At 43.5% G+C, this 15,342-nt stretch carries 13 protein-coding genes; 4 read left to right on the top strand and 9 right to left on the bottom strand.

The window, feature by feature from the left end:
• Positions 1-15 precede the first annotated feature (15 nt).
• A complete protein-coding gene (locus CWC29_RS04260; protein ID WP_239966554.1) occupies positions 16-432 on the top strand; it encodes a GNAT family N-acetyltransferase in 417 nt (138 codons plus the stop codon).
• Positions 433-435: 3 nt separating this feature from the next.
• Here CWC29_RS04260 and CWC29_RS04265 read toward each other — a convergent pair whose 3' ends face one another.
• The gene (locus tag CWC29_RS04265; protein WP_138521664.1) at positions 436-888 is read right to left on the bottom strand and encodes a HugZ family pyridoxamine 5'-phosphate oxidase; all 453 of its coding nucleotides are present in this window, start codon (positions 886-888) and stop codon (positions 436-438) included.
• Between the two features lie 198 nt (positions 889-1,086).
• On the opposite strand from CWC29_RS04265, the gene CWC29_RS04270 reads away from it, so the two are divergent.
• Positions 1,087-3,111 carry a methyl-accepting chemotaxis protein gene (locus CWC29_RS04270; protein ID WP_138521662.1) on the top strand — a complete coding sequence of 675 codons (2,025 nt, stop codon included), beginning with the start codon at positions 1,087-1,089 and terminating at the stop codon, positions 3,109-3,111.
• A gap of 15 nt (positions 3,112-3,126) precedes the next feature.
• On the opposite strand, the gene CWC29_RS04275 is transcribed toward CWC29_RS04270, so the two are convergent.
• From CWC29_RS04275 to CWC29_RS04310, 8 genes are all read right to left on the bottom strand, one after another.
• Entirely contained in the window at positions 3,127-3,516 is a 390-nt protein-coding gene (locus CWC29_RS04275; RefSeq protein ID WP_128727956.1) for a YbaN family protein, read from the bottom strand.
• Positions 3,513-4,103, bottom strand: a complete 591-nt coding sequence (locus tag CWC29_RS04280; protein ID WP_128727955.1) for a biliverdin-producing heme oxygenase — start codon at positions 4,101-4,103, stop codon at positions 3,513-3,515. The genes CWC29_RS04275 and CWC29_RS04280 overlap by 4 nt, the downstream gene beginning before the upstream one ends.
• A gap of 70 nt (positions 4,104-4,173) precedes the next feature.
• Complete coding sequence (locus CWC29_RS04285) at positions 4,174-6,900, bottom strand: TonB-dependent receptor (protein WP_138521660.1); 2,727 nt, start codon at positions 6,898-6,900, stop codon at positions 4,174-4,176.
• Positions 6,901-6,984: 84 nt separating this feature from the next.
• On the bottom strand, positions 6,985-7,950 hold the full coding sequence (locus CWC29_RS04290; protein WP_138521658.1) for a FecR family protein: 966 nt from the start codon (positions 7,948-7,950) through the stop codon (positions 6,985-6,987).
• Between the two features lie 10 nt (positions 7,951-7,960).
• Positions 7,961-8,431, bottom strand: a complete 471-nt coding sequence (locus CWC29_RS04295) for a sigma-70 family RNA polymerase sigma factor (protein WP_138521656.1) — start codon at positions 8,429-8,431, stop codon at positions 7,961-7,963.
• Positions 8,432-8,636: 205 nt separating this feature from the next.
• Entirely contained in the window at positions 8,637-9,839 is a 1,203-nt protein-coding gene (locus tag CWC29_RS04300; protein ID WP_138521654.1) for an iron-containing alcohol dehydrogenase, read from the bottom strand.
• A 78-nt stretch (positions 9,840-9,917) separates the two neighbouring features.
• Positions 9,918-12,257 carry an alpha-glucosidase gene (gene ygjK, locus CWC29_RS04305; protein WP_138521748.1) on the bottom strand — a complete coding sequence of 780 codons (2,340 nt, stop codon included), beginning with the start codon at positions 12,255-12,257 and terminating at the stop codon, positions 9,918-9,920.
• A gap of 93 nt (positions 12,258-12,350) precedes the next feature.
• Positions 12,351-13,097, bottom strand: coding sequence for a substrate-binding periplasmic protein (locus tag CWC29_RS04310; RefSeq protein WP_128727950.1), 747 nt, complete (start codon positions 13,095-13,097; stop codon positions 12,351-12,353).
• A gap of 180 nt (positions 13,098-13,277) precedes the next feature.
• On the opposite strand from CWC29_RS04310, the gene CWC29_RS04315 reads away from it, so the two are divergent.
• A complete protein-coding gene (locus CWC29_RS04315; RefSeq protein WP_128727949.1) occupies positions 13,278-13,793 on the top strand; it encodes an acyloxyacyl hydrolase in 516 nt (171 codons plus the stop codon).
• 169 nt (positions 13,794-13,962) lie between these two features.
• Positions 13,963-15,198, top strand: a complete 1,236-nt coding sequence (locus tag CWC29_RS04320; protein ID WP_128727948.1) for an MDR family MFS transporter — start codon at positions 13,963-13,965, stop codon at positions 15,196-15,198.
• The last annotated feature ends 144 nt before the right edge of the window (positions 15,199-15,342 follow it).

The raw sequence follows: 15,342 nt of genomic DNA on the forward strand, positions 1-15,342 counted from the left end.
CGGGAGATTAAAAAAGTGGTTGAACTAGAGTTAATTCGAGTTGATAAATACAGCGAGCAGGCTTTTACACATTTGCTAGAAGCGAGTCATTATCAAAAGCAAGTGGGTTCGTTTGAGCTGTGCAGTGCAACCAATATCGCTTATCTTTTTTATGCAGATGGCAAGCTGGTTGGTTTTACCGTTATTGGTGTTTCAAACCGTCGGGAGTTTGAAGTCTGTGCACTTTATATTGTGCCTGCCGAGCGCAGAAAGCAGTATGCCACCGAATTTATGGCACACATTTGGTCGGTATATAAAGGTCGCTGGAAAGTACGTATGCAAGATAAGATTGAAAGTTCGTGCGGTTTCTGGCGCAAAACCTTGGCTGACATGACCAATCAATCGCAACTGCAGAGACGAGAAAGCGAGTTTGAACACGCTTTTGCAGTGTAGGTCCTAGTACCATTCCTGTTTTTCTAGCCAAAATGCACGGCCAAAACCGCCTACATACCGCACCCTAGCTACCTCAATTCGCCATAGGTGAAAATCACCGAGCATGGCATATTGCTGAGCTTTTTCGTGCTTCATTACGAATTGTGCAATCAGGCTTTCACTATCCGCTCTTGGCAATTTGTGTGCATGTCCAAGAATAGTAACTCGCGCATTTTCAACATCTTCAGCCGCGCCATCACCAAGCACCATAAACGAAAGTGCCGGGTGCTTGGCTAAATTCTTGGTGTGCTGGGCGATATCACTAATAAAGAAGTAAAAGTGATTATCTTCAAGAAAAATATATTGAGCGATAGAAGAAAAAGGAAAACCTTTTTGGTTGTTAGAGAAGGTAGATAAAAATGCGCTCTTATGGCTTTGGCATAAGGCTTTTGCTTCGCTGATTGCGGTTTCTCTCATCTTGTCATGCCCTTAAATAATACGATTCCTGACTGCTATGATCGCTAAAACTAAAAATAAAATCAAAAACTAAGTAAGCAAAACTGCAAATTTGAAGCTACCTTTTTAAAAGATATGTTAGTAATTTTTAGAGTATTTACTTGGTTTTTTATCTCGTTTGTAACATAGTTTATTTACTCAAAATAGAGCAATGACATTATGCTAAGTAAACTAACAATAAAACAAAAAATTACTTTAGGCTTTAGTGCATTAGGTGTGCTGCTGTTACTTGCGTGTGTGTTTGCCTATTTAGCATTGGCGCAAATAAAGTCCGCTAATCAAAATATGGGCCAAATTACTTTGCCGATTCAGCGCAGTGCTAATGCCCTGCAATTTGAGCAGCTTAAGCTCAGCAAACTGATTTCCCAAGCTTATACTCTTGAAAGCGAGCAAGATATCAACCGGGTTCGACAGCAATTCATTACACAGCAGCAACTGTATGTTGAGCGTCAGCAGCACTTAACGTCATTGACGCAAGCCATGCCTGAATTTGTCACACCATTAAGGCAAACTCTGGCGCTGGGTGAACAACTCGGTGATGCCGCAAAGCAAATGCTGCAGGCTAAGGCTGATATTGTACAAGTACAGCAGCGGATCCAATCTCAATATCAAGCTCTTAAACAGGGTAAAGAACAGGCAAGTAATGCCATGCTGGATCTCGAGTTAATTGAGACAGATAACGCGCGGCAGTTGGAGGAAATGGTCGGGACAGGCGTTCGCATTGATGACATGCTCTTTACCTTGGATAATAACAGTCAACGGATCAGTGGGTTAACGCTTGATCAAATAGAGCAGCACCAACAAGATATGTTGTTTTTATTGGATAATATTGAAGACAACATAGCCTTTTTGAAACGGCAAGCCTATGGAATGGATGCAGATGACTTATTAAGTCAGTTTAGTGAGGGCATGACTAAGCTCAGAGAAAAGCTTGGTGAGCCGGGGCACCTGTATGTCGCGGTACAAGATAAATTGCGGCAACAACAACAAGCCGCGATGCTATATAAGCAGTCAGAGCAGTATGCGGTTGCCATTTTAACCGAGCTTGAGAAAATACAGCAAAATGCCGACGCGGCATTTAACCGCTCTCAAAATAATGCTGAAACTCTTGTTGAGCGAGCACAAAATACCGCCATTTTATTGGTGATTGTATTTATCGCATTAGGCACGTTTATCTCGATTTCAACCAGTCGGGCTATGCTTGGGCCGCTAGCTGCGGTTAATAAAATGCTCAAATACCTTGCGACTGGCGACTTTTCTAGACAAATGAGTAAGCGCAGCGATGATGAATTTGGTCTATTAATTAATAATATCAATCAGGTTAAAGACAACCTTCGTGCCTTACTTGAGTCAATCAATAACCAAGTTCATGAACTAGAAGACCTATCAGAGTCATCATTAAGCGAGAGCAAACAAATAGCCAATAATGCGACCGAGCAAATGCGCCGCATGGATAATGCCAATCGTTTAGCGCAAAGTATTTCAGCTAGTGCTTTGGCGGTTTCCGAACGCTCGTCAGATAGCCTCGCAAGTATCCATACCGCCAACCAGCATAAAACCGAAGTGAGTAAGTACACGCAAGACAATAAAGAACATATTCTATCGCTTAGCACACGCATGAGTGAAGCAGTCGAGAGTATGACCAAGCTGACAACACACAGTGAGAATATTGGCAGCATCTTGGACACCATTGTTTCTATTGCGGAGCAAACCAACCTGTTGGCGCTAAACGCAGCAATTGAGGCGGCGCGTGCTGGTGAGCAGGGGAGAGGGTTTGCTGTGGTCGCCGATGAGGTTAGAACGCTTGCGTCAAGAACGCAAGAGTCAACCAGTGAAATTAACCAAATGATAGTAGCACTAAGACAAGATACGCACACTGCCTCAGAAGCCATTAATTCCGGCCAGCGCGATGTAGCCTTATGTGTAAAACAAAGCGAGGCACTTGCCAGTGCGATGGATGAAATTGCCAATGCACTTGCGCAGGTCACTCAGCTAAGCGAAGAAGTGAGCCAAGCCGCTGATCACCAGGCGAAAGATTGCCAGCAAATTGAGCAAGTGATGTTAGATGCACAAAGTACCGCAAGTGATAATGCTCAGGCGATGCAAAACTTGGCGAAAGGCAGCGAGTCGCTCAGTAGCTTCTCGCATCGTCTAGCAACACTGGTTGAGCGCTTTAAATTGTAAAAATGTAAATTGGTATTATACACGCTTTGATGGTCTGGAATAAATATAAGACATCACTGCGATTTTTATACTGCCAATTACGCAGGCCAACCAAGCCGTCGGTGAGAAAAAAATAAGTAAAGCATAACTTGCAGCCATGCCGGCTGTTGCCAGAACTTTGGCTTTGAGAGGAATAATCTTGTGTTGCTTCCATAGTGTTAATGAGGCGCCAAACCTTGGGTGATTTAGCAGCCATAAAGCAAGCTTAGGTGAAGCTTTTGAAAAGCACGCCAAAGCCAAAATAAAAAAAACGGTGGTCGGCATGACGGGCAAAACAATACCAATAACACCAAGGGCTACAAATAGGTATCCACATAGCAGTAGGGCTATTTTTTTATAGTTGGCTAAGGCGGCTTTTAGCATCATGGATAAACGTGCGCTTGAAATGCTTGGAAACGAGTGAAGGCTTGGCGAGCACCTTCAACGAGCGCTTGCTCTTGCTGTTCACTCAGTTCAATTGAGTCTATGATTTGCACAAGCTCTCGCCAAGCGCTGCCGCGACCAGCCCCTGGGCCTGCTAGATACCGAGCGCCGTGCTGCGCATTAAAACTAAGCTTGGCTTCAACTTGTTTACCTAGCATCGCCGCACCTACTTTTGAGCCTTCAACGACATAAAGCCAACCGAGTGCTGTAGCGACATCGGTATCATCGGCTATTTCTGATGTTAAATAAGGAGCAGGTATGTGGGTTTCAAGGTCGATAAAGTCTTGTTCAAGCATGCCTAAGCGGCGACGCGCGGCTAAGTCTGGAATAAGTGCTAATAATTCTGGGTGTTCATAGAGCGCACTCACATCTTTTAAAAAATAAAACTGTAGTCGTAAGAAATCAAGGTAGCTTTGTGTGTTGGTGAATGGTTCTTGCGCCATAATTGACTTGTCTACATTATCATGGGTATCTGCAGTTGCATGTTTTAAGTTTTGTGCTCTAGAAAGTGTAGAGGTAACGGTAGTCATGGGTGCTCCAAAGTGATGTAACTGAAATATAGCGCTGTCTTTAAGCAAAAGTACAGCGCTTAAGTGTTTATTAAAGTTTGATTTCTAAACCAATCGAAATAGTCTGCCCCGGTTCAGGCATCGCAACGATTGAGCCGGTTGAAACCTTATATTGATCGGTCAAATTGGTGACCGCTAGGTTGCCCTTGATGCTGTCGCTAAAGATATAATCAAAGTAAAAATCAAGCTGATAGCCTGCTGGAATATACTCAAGTGCGGTTACGCCTGTCCCTGACAAAAAACCACCCGGATGATGTTTCTCGGAGTGTTTTTTGTAGGTAAAACCTGTATCAATTGTGTCGTTGAAGAGTGTCATACCAAGCGTAGCGATATAGCTTTTTTCTGGTGGTATACGAAGTGGTGTTAAACTTCCTGCAAACCCGCTCGCATTACAAGTATCTACACCTGCAGCCTCAGCCATTAAGCGTGAGCACATTTTGACGCCGTTGTACTTTGTGTAAGATAACCTGCTGTAAAATAAGTCGCTTTGGTAATGAAGGCCAAACTCTGTACCGGGCAGTTCAAACTTATCATAGTTGGTAAAAGTGAATTTTTGATCCCATGAAGGTGCGTCGGGTTTAGGCAAAAAGCCGGTAGCCAACATACTTTCAATATTGGTGTAGAAGTATTCCGCCGAGATAATTAGCTTATCCCCGTGACTGAGTAAGTTGCTAAAGTCACTTTCAAAGCCAATATCATACGATTTCGTTTTTTCAGGGGTGATCGGATAGTCACTAGAGTAAGAAAATACCTCATTGGAAACCGTTGTTTCGTACAGGTTTGGCATACGATATGCGTTGCTATATTTGGCTTTAATAACTGTATTATCAAGCAGTTGATAATTTACTTGTACGGTTACATCCGCTTTGGCATCAAATGTAAGTTTTTCGTCTGTTTGATAGTCCTCGTTTACTGAGTCATGAAGGTTTACGTTCAGTGCAAGCTCTACAGGCGCAAGATCGATATTGGCATTGGCAAATAACGCACGTTTTGTTTGCTTGCCGTGTCGCGAAGTCGCCTTTAAATTGAAGTCAGCAGGGTACCAGTCTCGATTAAAATTGTCTCTCCAGTCTTTATGTGGGCTTAATTTTTCAACCTGCCAAGATAGACCATAGGTCAAAGTAATTGGTGTACTGGCCAGCGATAATGCAGAGGTATTGAATGCACTTATCCCATGACGCTTATTATTATAACGGTGAAAGTATTGCCCCGCATTTGCTCCTAGGTTGCTACCAAGTGCATTATATTGCTGTAACCTCGCGCTGGTACGCCAGACGTTAACACTAAGATCGACTAATGGGTTATCACTCGGTAAGAAACGGTACAACGCACTGGCACTGTTTACCAAAGCAGAGCCCGGAGCCCACTGCGGCATGGTTTCTACACCTTCTGGAATTTCTTCGGACATCCATTGTTCCTGGCCATTTTCATCAATCACCTTCCAAAACTTGGTGTCACCGGCTCGTTGTTTGTACCAGTAGGTGGCCAGCATTTCTCCCGCTTCTTGCTTATGGTAGCGTGTATTCACCTCTAATGATTGTTCGTCCGTAAACGCATAAGTTAGTTTTGCTAGGTATGAGTCGCTTTCAAAGCTTGTATTGACGACTTCGCCATTTTGATTGACCGGAGGTGGGATAAGGTCGACTACTGTTATTTCGTCATATTGTCCTTCGTGTTCAGTTGAAGGTACCCAACGCACGTACTCCTTGGCTTCAACAAAGTCGTTAAAGCCATTTTTACCAGCAAAGTAGTTACCAACCTTTTTCTTACTAAAAGCGAGTACCGCTTGTAAGTTATCTTGTTGATAAGCTGTTGCTAGCGTAAACCCGCCGCCTGCAAAGTCGAGAGTGTCATTATGGTTGCTGATTTCGTAATAACTTTGCAGACCAAAGCTTTCAGGTACTTCAGGTGTTCTATTGTTGTTGTGCGTATTTACTTTAACCAAAGCGCCGAGACTCTGACCATCTTGAAGAATATCATGCGTGCCTAATGTTCGGATATTGACTGTTCCGCCGATTGCCCCAGACCCAAAGGGTGAGGCTTTGGTCGATGCGCCTTTTTCGACATTCACCGAGCTTATCAAGTTTGAGTCGATATAGGTTCTATCCGACGAACCCATATAACCTCGGTTTGTGTGCGTTGATTGTAAACTTCCGTCGATGAAAATCGGCACTCGACCTTCGCCTTGCACACCACGAATACCAATATCAAGTGCGCCAGCCTCGTTTCGAATATTGTTTGCCTCTACACCAGAAAACGTTGAGAAGATATCCGAGTTAGATAAACCTTTGGTTCGAGCAATCTGTTCACGATTAAGATTGAGTTTATCGCCTTTGACAGTGATGACTTCAATATTATCTTGTGGATCTTTTGCCCGGTTGTGTTTTTTAGTTTGAGTGTTTTTGGTTTTGCTTTTTGCTGGCGCTGACCCGTTAATCGCCGCTTTAATAACAATGTTATTGTCGATAATACTTGCCGTTAACTGGCTACCTTTTAGTGTGCGCTCTAGTGCCTCGGTTAAACTGATTTCACCTTTAAGTGCAGGAGCCTGCAGACCATTTAATAGTTTCGCATCGGCAATTAGATTCATACTCGCAGCCTCAGCTACCTGCGTTAAGGTATGGCTAATAGGTTGCTTCATAAGATTAAATTGATATATAGCAACTTGACTCTGCGCGGCTGCAGGCAGGCTCAGGCTAAGCCCGAGTGCAAATGCTAAGGGGGAGAGTCTTGTGTTTAAAACATAGCGGGTTCTCATTGTTATGCGTCCAAATAAATTACCTAAGATGAAAACGAATGAGAATGAGAACTCCTCAATAAAAACTTGAATATTTTTATCTTGTCATTGAGAATCAACTATAACTATATGATTGTTATACTCTTTAACTTCTACAGGGAGAACGTGTGGAAGTAAGTTTAAAAAGCTTTCGAGTTCTGATGCTAAAAAGGTACCCGAAATAACTAATTGCTCAGTTGATTGAGCGGTTAAGGTGTAACTTATCGCATGGTGTCGTTTAAATTCCTCAAATGCTTCGTTAAGTGGCGCATTGTCGAACACGAGTCGTCCTTGCTTAAACGCATCGACGAGATTGAGGTTTGGATCAAACTCAGTCTTGACAATGCCGTCACTATCCACAACCGCCATTTGACCTTTTGTCAGCGCTATTTGCTGATTTTGGTTTTGCACGTGTACACGACCATGATCTACCACAACACGAACGCTATTGGCTTTTTTATCAACGGAAAAGCGGGTACCTAGTACGGTAATTTTTGTGCTGCCGGCACTGATGACAAATGGTCGGCTTTTGTCACTGGCAACGTCAAACAGCACGCGACCACTGAGTAGCTTATTACTGCGCCGGCCGCCATCAAAATCAATAGCGAGGGAAGTTTTGGCATCTAAGGTCAGTCGAGATTGGTCGGGCAGTGAGATATTGCGTAATTCGCCTCTTGTTGACTGGTAGCTGGCGTGAAAGGTGTCTTCGTTTATTTGAAAGAACCAAGTTTGATAGCCAAAGAAACTCAATGCAAAAAGTGCAAAGCATGCGGCCATGGCGAAGTACCGCTGAGTTGTCTTTGATTTAAGCTTCGAGTCTTTAGCAGGGCGCTCTAATTGTGCAATTTCTTGCCCTGAAAATTGCGATAACAGTTGCTCCACCTGCTTACTTTCTTGATAGGCTGTTTGGTGTGCACGGCTCTCACCAAGCCAGCGATTGAGTGCTTGCTGCTGCGCTTTGTTTAGCCCTTGCCTTTCGAGTTCTAGCCATTGGTTTACTTGCTGTTGTACTGATACATTATGACGGTCCATTGCGATTCTCTTATTGTTTTTGTAATGCGTTACGGCAAGCAAGCATGGCCGTTGCCAAGTGTTTTTCAACCATGCTGATAGATATTCCCATTTGCTCTGCTATTTGTGGTTGGCTTAAGTTTCTAAATTTATAGAGCACAAATGCTTGCTTGGTTTTTTGAGGCAAAGAGTCGATACTTCGATTAAGTAATGCCAGTTGTTGTTGACTTGAGAGCTTAGCCTCGGGCTCATAATAACTTGGCGCGACTAATTCGAAGTCGTCGGGCTCAGCAATAGCCTGATTTTTTCGATATTGATCAATCACAATGTTTTTCGCGGCTTTAAAAAACAGCGCGCGTTCTTGCGTGTTATCCTGCTTTGGATTGCTGCTTTTATAGCTTAATATTCGGGTATACGCCTCTTGAACTATATTTTGAGCCTTATCTTTGCACCCCACTGAACGAGCGATATAACTTAATACTTCTGAGTAATAACGTTCCAAAATACACCAGTATGCTTTTCAAAAGTCGCGCATACTAGCATTAATTCTTGTTATTGAGAATTATTTTTATTTGCGTTCATTTGGTTTGAACTGCTCGTTAATAAATTTTATATTTTTAGTGTTTTTACTTAAGAATCAATTGCAAAGTTTTGAAAAGCTTGGCTTTATTTTAATCCCTTGAATCCAATCACTAAACGGAGTGCCACTAAGGCGTAGGAGCGATACCTTTTATAATACGTTGGCAGGCACTGGGATCCATAAAATGGGGCACTGGATAATCTGGATGTGCTTCTTTTAGCGCTAGTTCTGCGAGTAGCGCCGCATCGTCAGGGAGTACTTCGGCGAGCGTGGTTTGGATCTGTAGATCAAGTAATAAGCGCTTAATGTGCTCCAACAGGTCATCCGCTTGGCGTTCGATGGGGTAGTCTAATGAGGTTAAAGCACAGTATCTGGCAATGAGTGCGAGTTGCTGGTTAATGCGCTCGCCATACCAGGTTAGCACGGGCATGAGTAACACCGCATTAGCAAGTCCGTGCGGCGTACCATATTGAGCGCTCAATTGGTGTGAGATTGCATGTACGTAGCCGACGGAGGTTCTGGTAAAAGCTTGTCCTGCGTAATGGGAAGCGAGTAGTAGTTGCGCCCTCGCTTCTAAATTCTGTGGATCTTGTTGTGCTTTGGGTAAATATTCAAAGATGGCTCTACAGGCTTCAAGAGCACGGCCTCTGCTAAATTCAAGACAGTTAATGCTCAGTAGTGCCTCTATGGCGTGGGTTAGTGCATCAATTGCCGTAGTTGCGGTGATATGTGCGGGCATACTTGTGGTTAATTCCGGTAATAACACTGCATGGTGCGGCACTAAACAAAAATCAGTCGCGGCATATTTGGCGTGATTGCTAGGATCGTTAACGACGGCTGCAACGGTGGTCTCCGAGCCGGTTCCCGCTGTTGTTGGGATCGCGATATTCGGCGGTAGACGCTTTAAGACTTTAAACAACCCTTTGAGTTTAGTCACCGGTTTGTTCGGCTTGACAGCCCGAGCACCGATTAACTTGCCTGTGTCGAGTACCGAGCCACCACCAAGTGCGATAATTGCTTTACATTGATGCTGTTGGTAGATCTTTAGACCATCTTCGACGTTTGTTATGGTTGGGTTGGGTAAAACATCTGCGTAATAATGCGTAACTAATTCTAACTCACGTAGTGTGTTTTCCACAATCTGATGCAAGTTGAGTTTGAGGAGCACTTGGTCGGTCACAACTAAGACCTTATCTCCATTTTTTAATCCCAGCGCCTTAATGGCGTCCAACAACCCCGTTTTTCCCTGATGTAATTTGGGGTTTGGGATCCCGATAAAAATAACAATGCACTTTAGGGCAAAATGGTAAATACGGTAAAACCAACTCATTGCGATCCGTCTAATTTGTTTTTTGTATGATTTAAAAAATGTAGACGGATCATCACTGGATTGCTAGCAAATTTTCGGCTAATTTGTGGTGATCTGTTGCGAAACTGGCTTTTCTTCTTTAATTGGCCTTTTGGGCTTGCCCATCTCAAATGCTTCTATCATGAGCAAAATATGAGCTGCGCTCCATGAAAAGTTCGGTGCGCCTTGTTGTTCACCGGTGAGTGGGTTGTAGTTTTCACGAATAGGCGCGTTTTTCATCAGACCATCCGCATTTTGCATAAATCGATCAAGCAAAGTGTTCGCTTCAGTTTCATAACCATAATAGCGCAGTCCCATCAAGCCAAAATACAATTGGTCAAGCCAGACACGACCACGCCAATAGATGTTTGCGCCAAATGCAGGGTTGGTCTGGGATGCAGATCCCAGAGGAATATAGGTGTTGAATTCACTGGGGCTGAGCATTACTTCAGAGACGCGTTTAGCATGATACGCTGTTGCTACTTGATTAAAGAGCGGAGCCCAACCCTCCGGGCCGCGACCACGCTCAATGATTGGTTTCCCTGCACAGCCATTTTCAAGCGGTGATGCGGCAATGCGAATGTCGTAGTAGTATCCGCTGTTATCGTCGAACATGCAGCGGTTAATATAATCGGCGATCTGCTTTGCTTGTGCTGAAAAGGCTTTGGCTTCCTGTGGCTTAGCCAAGATATTGGCGATGGTACTCAAGTTTTTGGTGTCAGAATAAAAATAACTGGCCCCGTCAACAGATTCTTGCATCAAAGAGTAACCTAGCAGTTGGCCTTGGGCGTCCTTATTGCTGGCAAACTCGACTTGCCAGTCTTTAGCATCACCACCTTGTTTCACATAGATCTCAAGCTGCTGTGGTGAGATAAAACCAAAGTTAGCAGCATCGTCTCTTCCAGACTCCCATGACGCTGCGGTCTGTGCGGGAATACTTATCTGTTTACCTTGTGTTTGCGCATCGCGATAGGCTTTTAGCCCAAAGCGGGCATGCTTTTGCTTTCCTTCATGTAGATAGAATAATAATTCACCCGCTTGATTATTATGGTGTTTATCTATGGTTGCACCAAATTCAGGAATACCATTTTGGTTGTGATCACGGTTGCGCAGCCACCAATCACGATAGGCGACAAGTTTAGGGTAAATTTGTGCAAGCCAAGTTTTGTCTTTGCTGGCATGGTAGGTATTCAACACCGCCCAAGCGGCCAGCGAGGGTTTTGAATTCCGTTCGCTCCAATTACCGCCATCGCCACCGCGTTCTGGTGGCAGGTTATAACCAATTAAATCGGGTAATAAGCCTTTATCTTGGGGTCTTACAGGATCGTTCGCTGCTATTTGATAGGAAAATACGGCATCAATGTTGGCCTTGGCTAAATTAGGTGCAAATAGTCTCAATGCTGATGCTTGTTTCCAGCTGTCCCAAGGCCAAGTTAAATTGCCGGAAAACCAGCGAGCAGTGACCGAAGGCGATACGGTATCAAACGCGATTGCCCCTGCAGGAGATCGCCAGTTACCAATGAGGGTTTCAACCGCTTTTATCGCTAATGTTTGTTTATCTCGTGGTAAGGTTTGATAGCGTGCTAAATAGCCCGTCCAGCGAGCTATAGAGCGTTGCCAATACGTAACCGGGGATGACAGTATTTTGGCAACGGCCTTTGCTGTTTTTATGCGCTCTTGTTGATTGTGGACATAGCTTATTGCGGTATAAAACTGCAGATCACCAGAGGTTTGCGTCTCGCTATAATAACGGTTGTTTTCTACCACATTTTTGAAAGGGATTGTGCGGGTAATTGAGTACTCGTTGCTACCAGAGGTCAGAAGCGCCCACGGATCGCGAACACGACCAAAAGTGGTACTGATCCCACTTTCGCTGGCAATCATGGTTGGTGCGAGCTTAGGGTATTGTTGGTCCAGTGCTTGTTGTTCATTAAGCTGGTGGAGTAATTTGCCATCCAATTTTAAAGTAAGTCGTTGCTCTGTATGAATAGTGGTTTGAATAAGAGAAACACGCTCACTTACAAAGCGTAAGCGGATCGTCACCGTCGCGAGCTCATGTCTGAGCGTTTGCACCAGCTCTCCAGGCAGGCTGTATTGCGTTGCATCAAATTGCAATTTGGTATCATCATGAAAAACCTGTAGGCGCTCAATACGCTCAAATAAATACGTTAAATACTCTTCGGTGATAATCGCGTTACCTGTGAAGCCACCGAATTGTGCAGCGCTATCAGGAAGTAAGTGACCATGCCATGCGCCGTTATCAAAAAGTGGAGAATATGGGCTATGACCAAACTTGTCTGCGGGCTTCATCACTTGAGGGTGACCAAAACGTGAAATTGTGTTGATGATTTTGGGGTTCGCGTGCGCTTTGCATGCTACAAAGAGCATGAGTAATAACATTCCTGTGAGAACTTTCATTTTTATTTTGAATAAAGTATACAATTTTTTAAATGCTATCATAGCAACGCATAAAGTTCAGTAGCAAACGATGCATTACTCGTCAATGTGGCAGCCGACATCAACCTTTTTGCGTTGCATTTGTACTCGTTCAGCGGCAGCACGTAAGCGATTTATATATTCTGTAGGAGCGTTGGAATTGGCGGTTAAATAAAGGGTTTTACTTAACTCTGGGATATCTAGCACTTTGTCCCACTGCTCGGTGACACCCATTCTAGCAGCCATCTGATCGACGAAACTTTCAGCGCCAAAAATAAAGTCAATTCTGCCTCTTTCGAGTAATTCGCCAGCTCGATCTAAGTTGGTTATTGACAATATGTTTTTATCGGCGACAAAGCCATGTGCTTTTAAATAATTCTCGGAAAGTTGATCGGCCGCAACCGCGACAACATACTGTTTAATTCTCCATATTTCCCATGCTTGCTCATTTGCAATATCCGCGCGTTTATAAAATGCGATCTTTAGCTGGCAAAGCGGTGCAATCCACACATGATTTTCTTCACGCTGCTCTGTTCTGGCGATAGAGTACAGCAACGAATAAGGGGACTTTTCTGAAAAAGCCTTAGCGCGAGTCCATGGTACCATATAGATCTGATAGCCTAGTTCTGCCTCCCACATAATTAAGCGCACGATGTCGGTCGCAAGCCCTGTGATGGAGCCATTCTTTTGCTCTATTTGGTAAGGGGGAAAATGCTCGGTATAGATATCTACTTTTGCTGGCGTTGCGGCTAAGACACTGAAGATACTAGATAACCCTATAACGCTCCCAATTAAATACTGCATACCACATTCTCAAGATCGTTTTTAATAGTATAACTCATAATTTGTTATTGGTTTTAGTTAAATTAATGTACCGATTAAAACTCTAAATTGGTGCTTTAGTGGCAATTATTATGTGGTTCTTTGGTGTCTTTTAAGAATTAAATAACGGCGTAGAATGACTTTTACCGTAGAGGAGTCGTTATGCGATTAGTTTTATTATTACTTATGCTGTTTGCGTCTACTTACTCACATGCTAATGAAGTTGCGGTTGATTATGTGGTAGGCGAAGGTGATGTAAAGGGGCTGAGGCTTGGGTATCGCCCTTTGTGTTATAAATTAGCGGATTATGGCTTTGGTGAAAGCACTTATGTTTATTTTGAGCTCAGCACCAATTATTGGGAATACGGCAACCCAACACGCTCAGATACGACATTCGCGATCGCCTTGTCACCCGTACTCAGTGTTCCACTGACCGAGTTTGCTGGAAAACCAGTAAATTTTGAGTTCGGGATTGGCATGACCTACGTCAGTGATACCCGATTTGCAGGTAAAGACATTGGTGTTCACTATCAGTTTGAAGACCGTATTGGACTTAGTGTTAATTTGAACCCCAGTACTAAAGTTGGAATCCGATATCTGCATTATTCTAATGCTGGTTTGAGCGACCACAACCCCGGTCTTGATTTTTTTAATGTGTTCTACGTTAAGCGGTTTTAACGCTTAATTGCATTGAGTTAGTTTTATCTCCCTTTGTGATTTCAAGGATGAAATTTTTTCTTTATAGAGTTCCAGTATCCAAGATAATAGAATGCAGTTAAACGCTTGACCTAAACTAAGGTTTAGGAATTAGGGTTCTGCGTAAATCAATAATAATTAAGGAACATCAATGGAGAATAGCTCTGCAATCGAGCGGTTAAAGCGCTTTACACCTTTAGTTTGGGTAATGCTTGTTGGTAACTTTTTCGTCCGTGCTAGTTACTATATGGTATGGCCATTTTTAGCTGTTATTCTTTACGAAAATTATGGGCTGAGTGCAACAGAGGTCGGTTTATTGCTGACGGTGTCAGCAACTTTCGCAGTATTTTTGGGGTTTTATACGGGGAATCTCGCAGACCGTTTCGGTCGCACCAAAATGCTCTATACGGCGGTGTTTGTTGGTGTGATTTCCTTTTCACTGTTGGCGGTGGCCGAGTCGTTGTGGTTGTTTGCAACCTCTGTGTTCTTAGCTTGTCTACCCAGAACGCTCTGGGATGCGCCCAGTAAAGCATTACTTACAGAAGAGCTTGCTGACGCGAAAGACAGAGAGCTTGCATTGCATTTACTCTATTTCCTCGTGAATGTGGGAGCTGCTTTAGGGCCATTATACGGTTTATGGGCAGGGCTCAATGGTGAGCAGTTTAGTTTTATTTACACTGGCATTTCGTATATTGGTTTGTTGCTCGCATTGCTTTACTTTAGACCTAAAATGAGTGAAGTGCAGACTTTCGCTTTGCAGTCTGCCGCTCAGTCGGTACCGAAGTTTGCAAAATGGCTGGGGATCTTGCGAAAAGATAAAGTCTTTTTAATAGTACTAATCGCTACAACCTTAGTTTATTTAGTCTATGCGCAATGCGACTCTAGCTTAGTGCAGTATTTGACACGTGCAGAGGTCCCAGATCTGGCTTGGTTAATTTCTAGCTTAATTATCGCAAATTCTAGTGTGATCATCGTTTGTCAGTTTCCATTACTACATCTGATGCGTAATTGGCGTATTGAAAATAGGCTCTATGCGGGTGGCGTGATATTGATCATTTCACAAGTCATGATGGCCTTAAATGATGTGCAAAATATCTGGGGATGGATTGCAGCGATGATGGTGTTGAGTTTGAGCGAAGCGATTATGTTTACTAACATCAATGTCTATATTGACAGGTTGGCACCAGATAACCTGAAAGCTAGCTATTTTGGTGCTGCTGGCTTGTGTTCATTAGGGTATGCATTAGCACCCATTTTAGGTGGACTTATATTAGATTTTTACTCCGGCATGATGCTGTTTATCATCATGACCCTAGTATCTATCACCGCGCTTGGGTTTTATCGCATTGCTGAGCTGAGACCTAAGGCTGCTGCCGAAATTCTATAACACTATTAGGGTCTGGTTAGCTTTCAAGTTTGCTTTTTACAGTCGTTTGATTGCTATTTAACCTGAGGTTTGGATAAGGAATGTTCCAACTCATTGTTGCTAAAGCAAAACTTAGTTTTTTCCTTGTCTAGCCAGAGAGTTTTA

The sequence above is a fragment of the Pseudoalteromonas galatheae genome (genome assembly GCF_005886105.2).
GTDB lineage: Bacteria > Pseudomonadota > Gammaproteobacteria > Enterobacterales > Alteromonadaceae > Pseudoalteromonas > Pseudoalteromonas galatheae.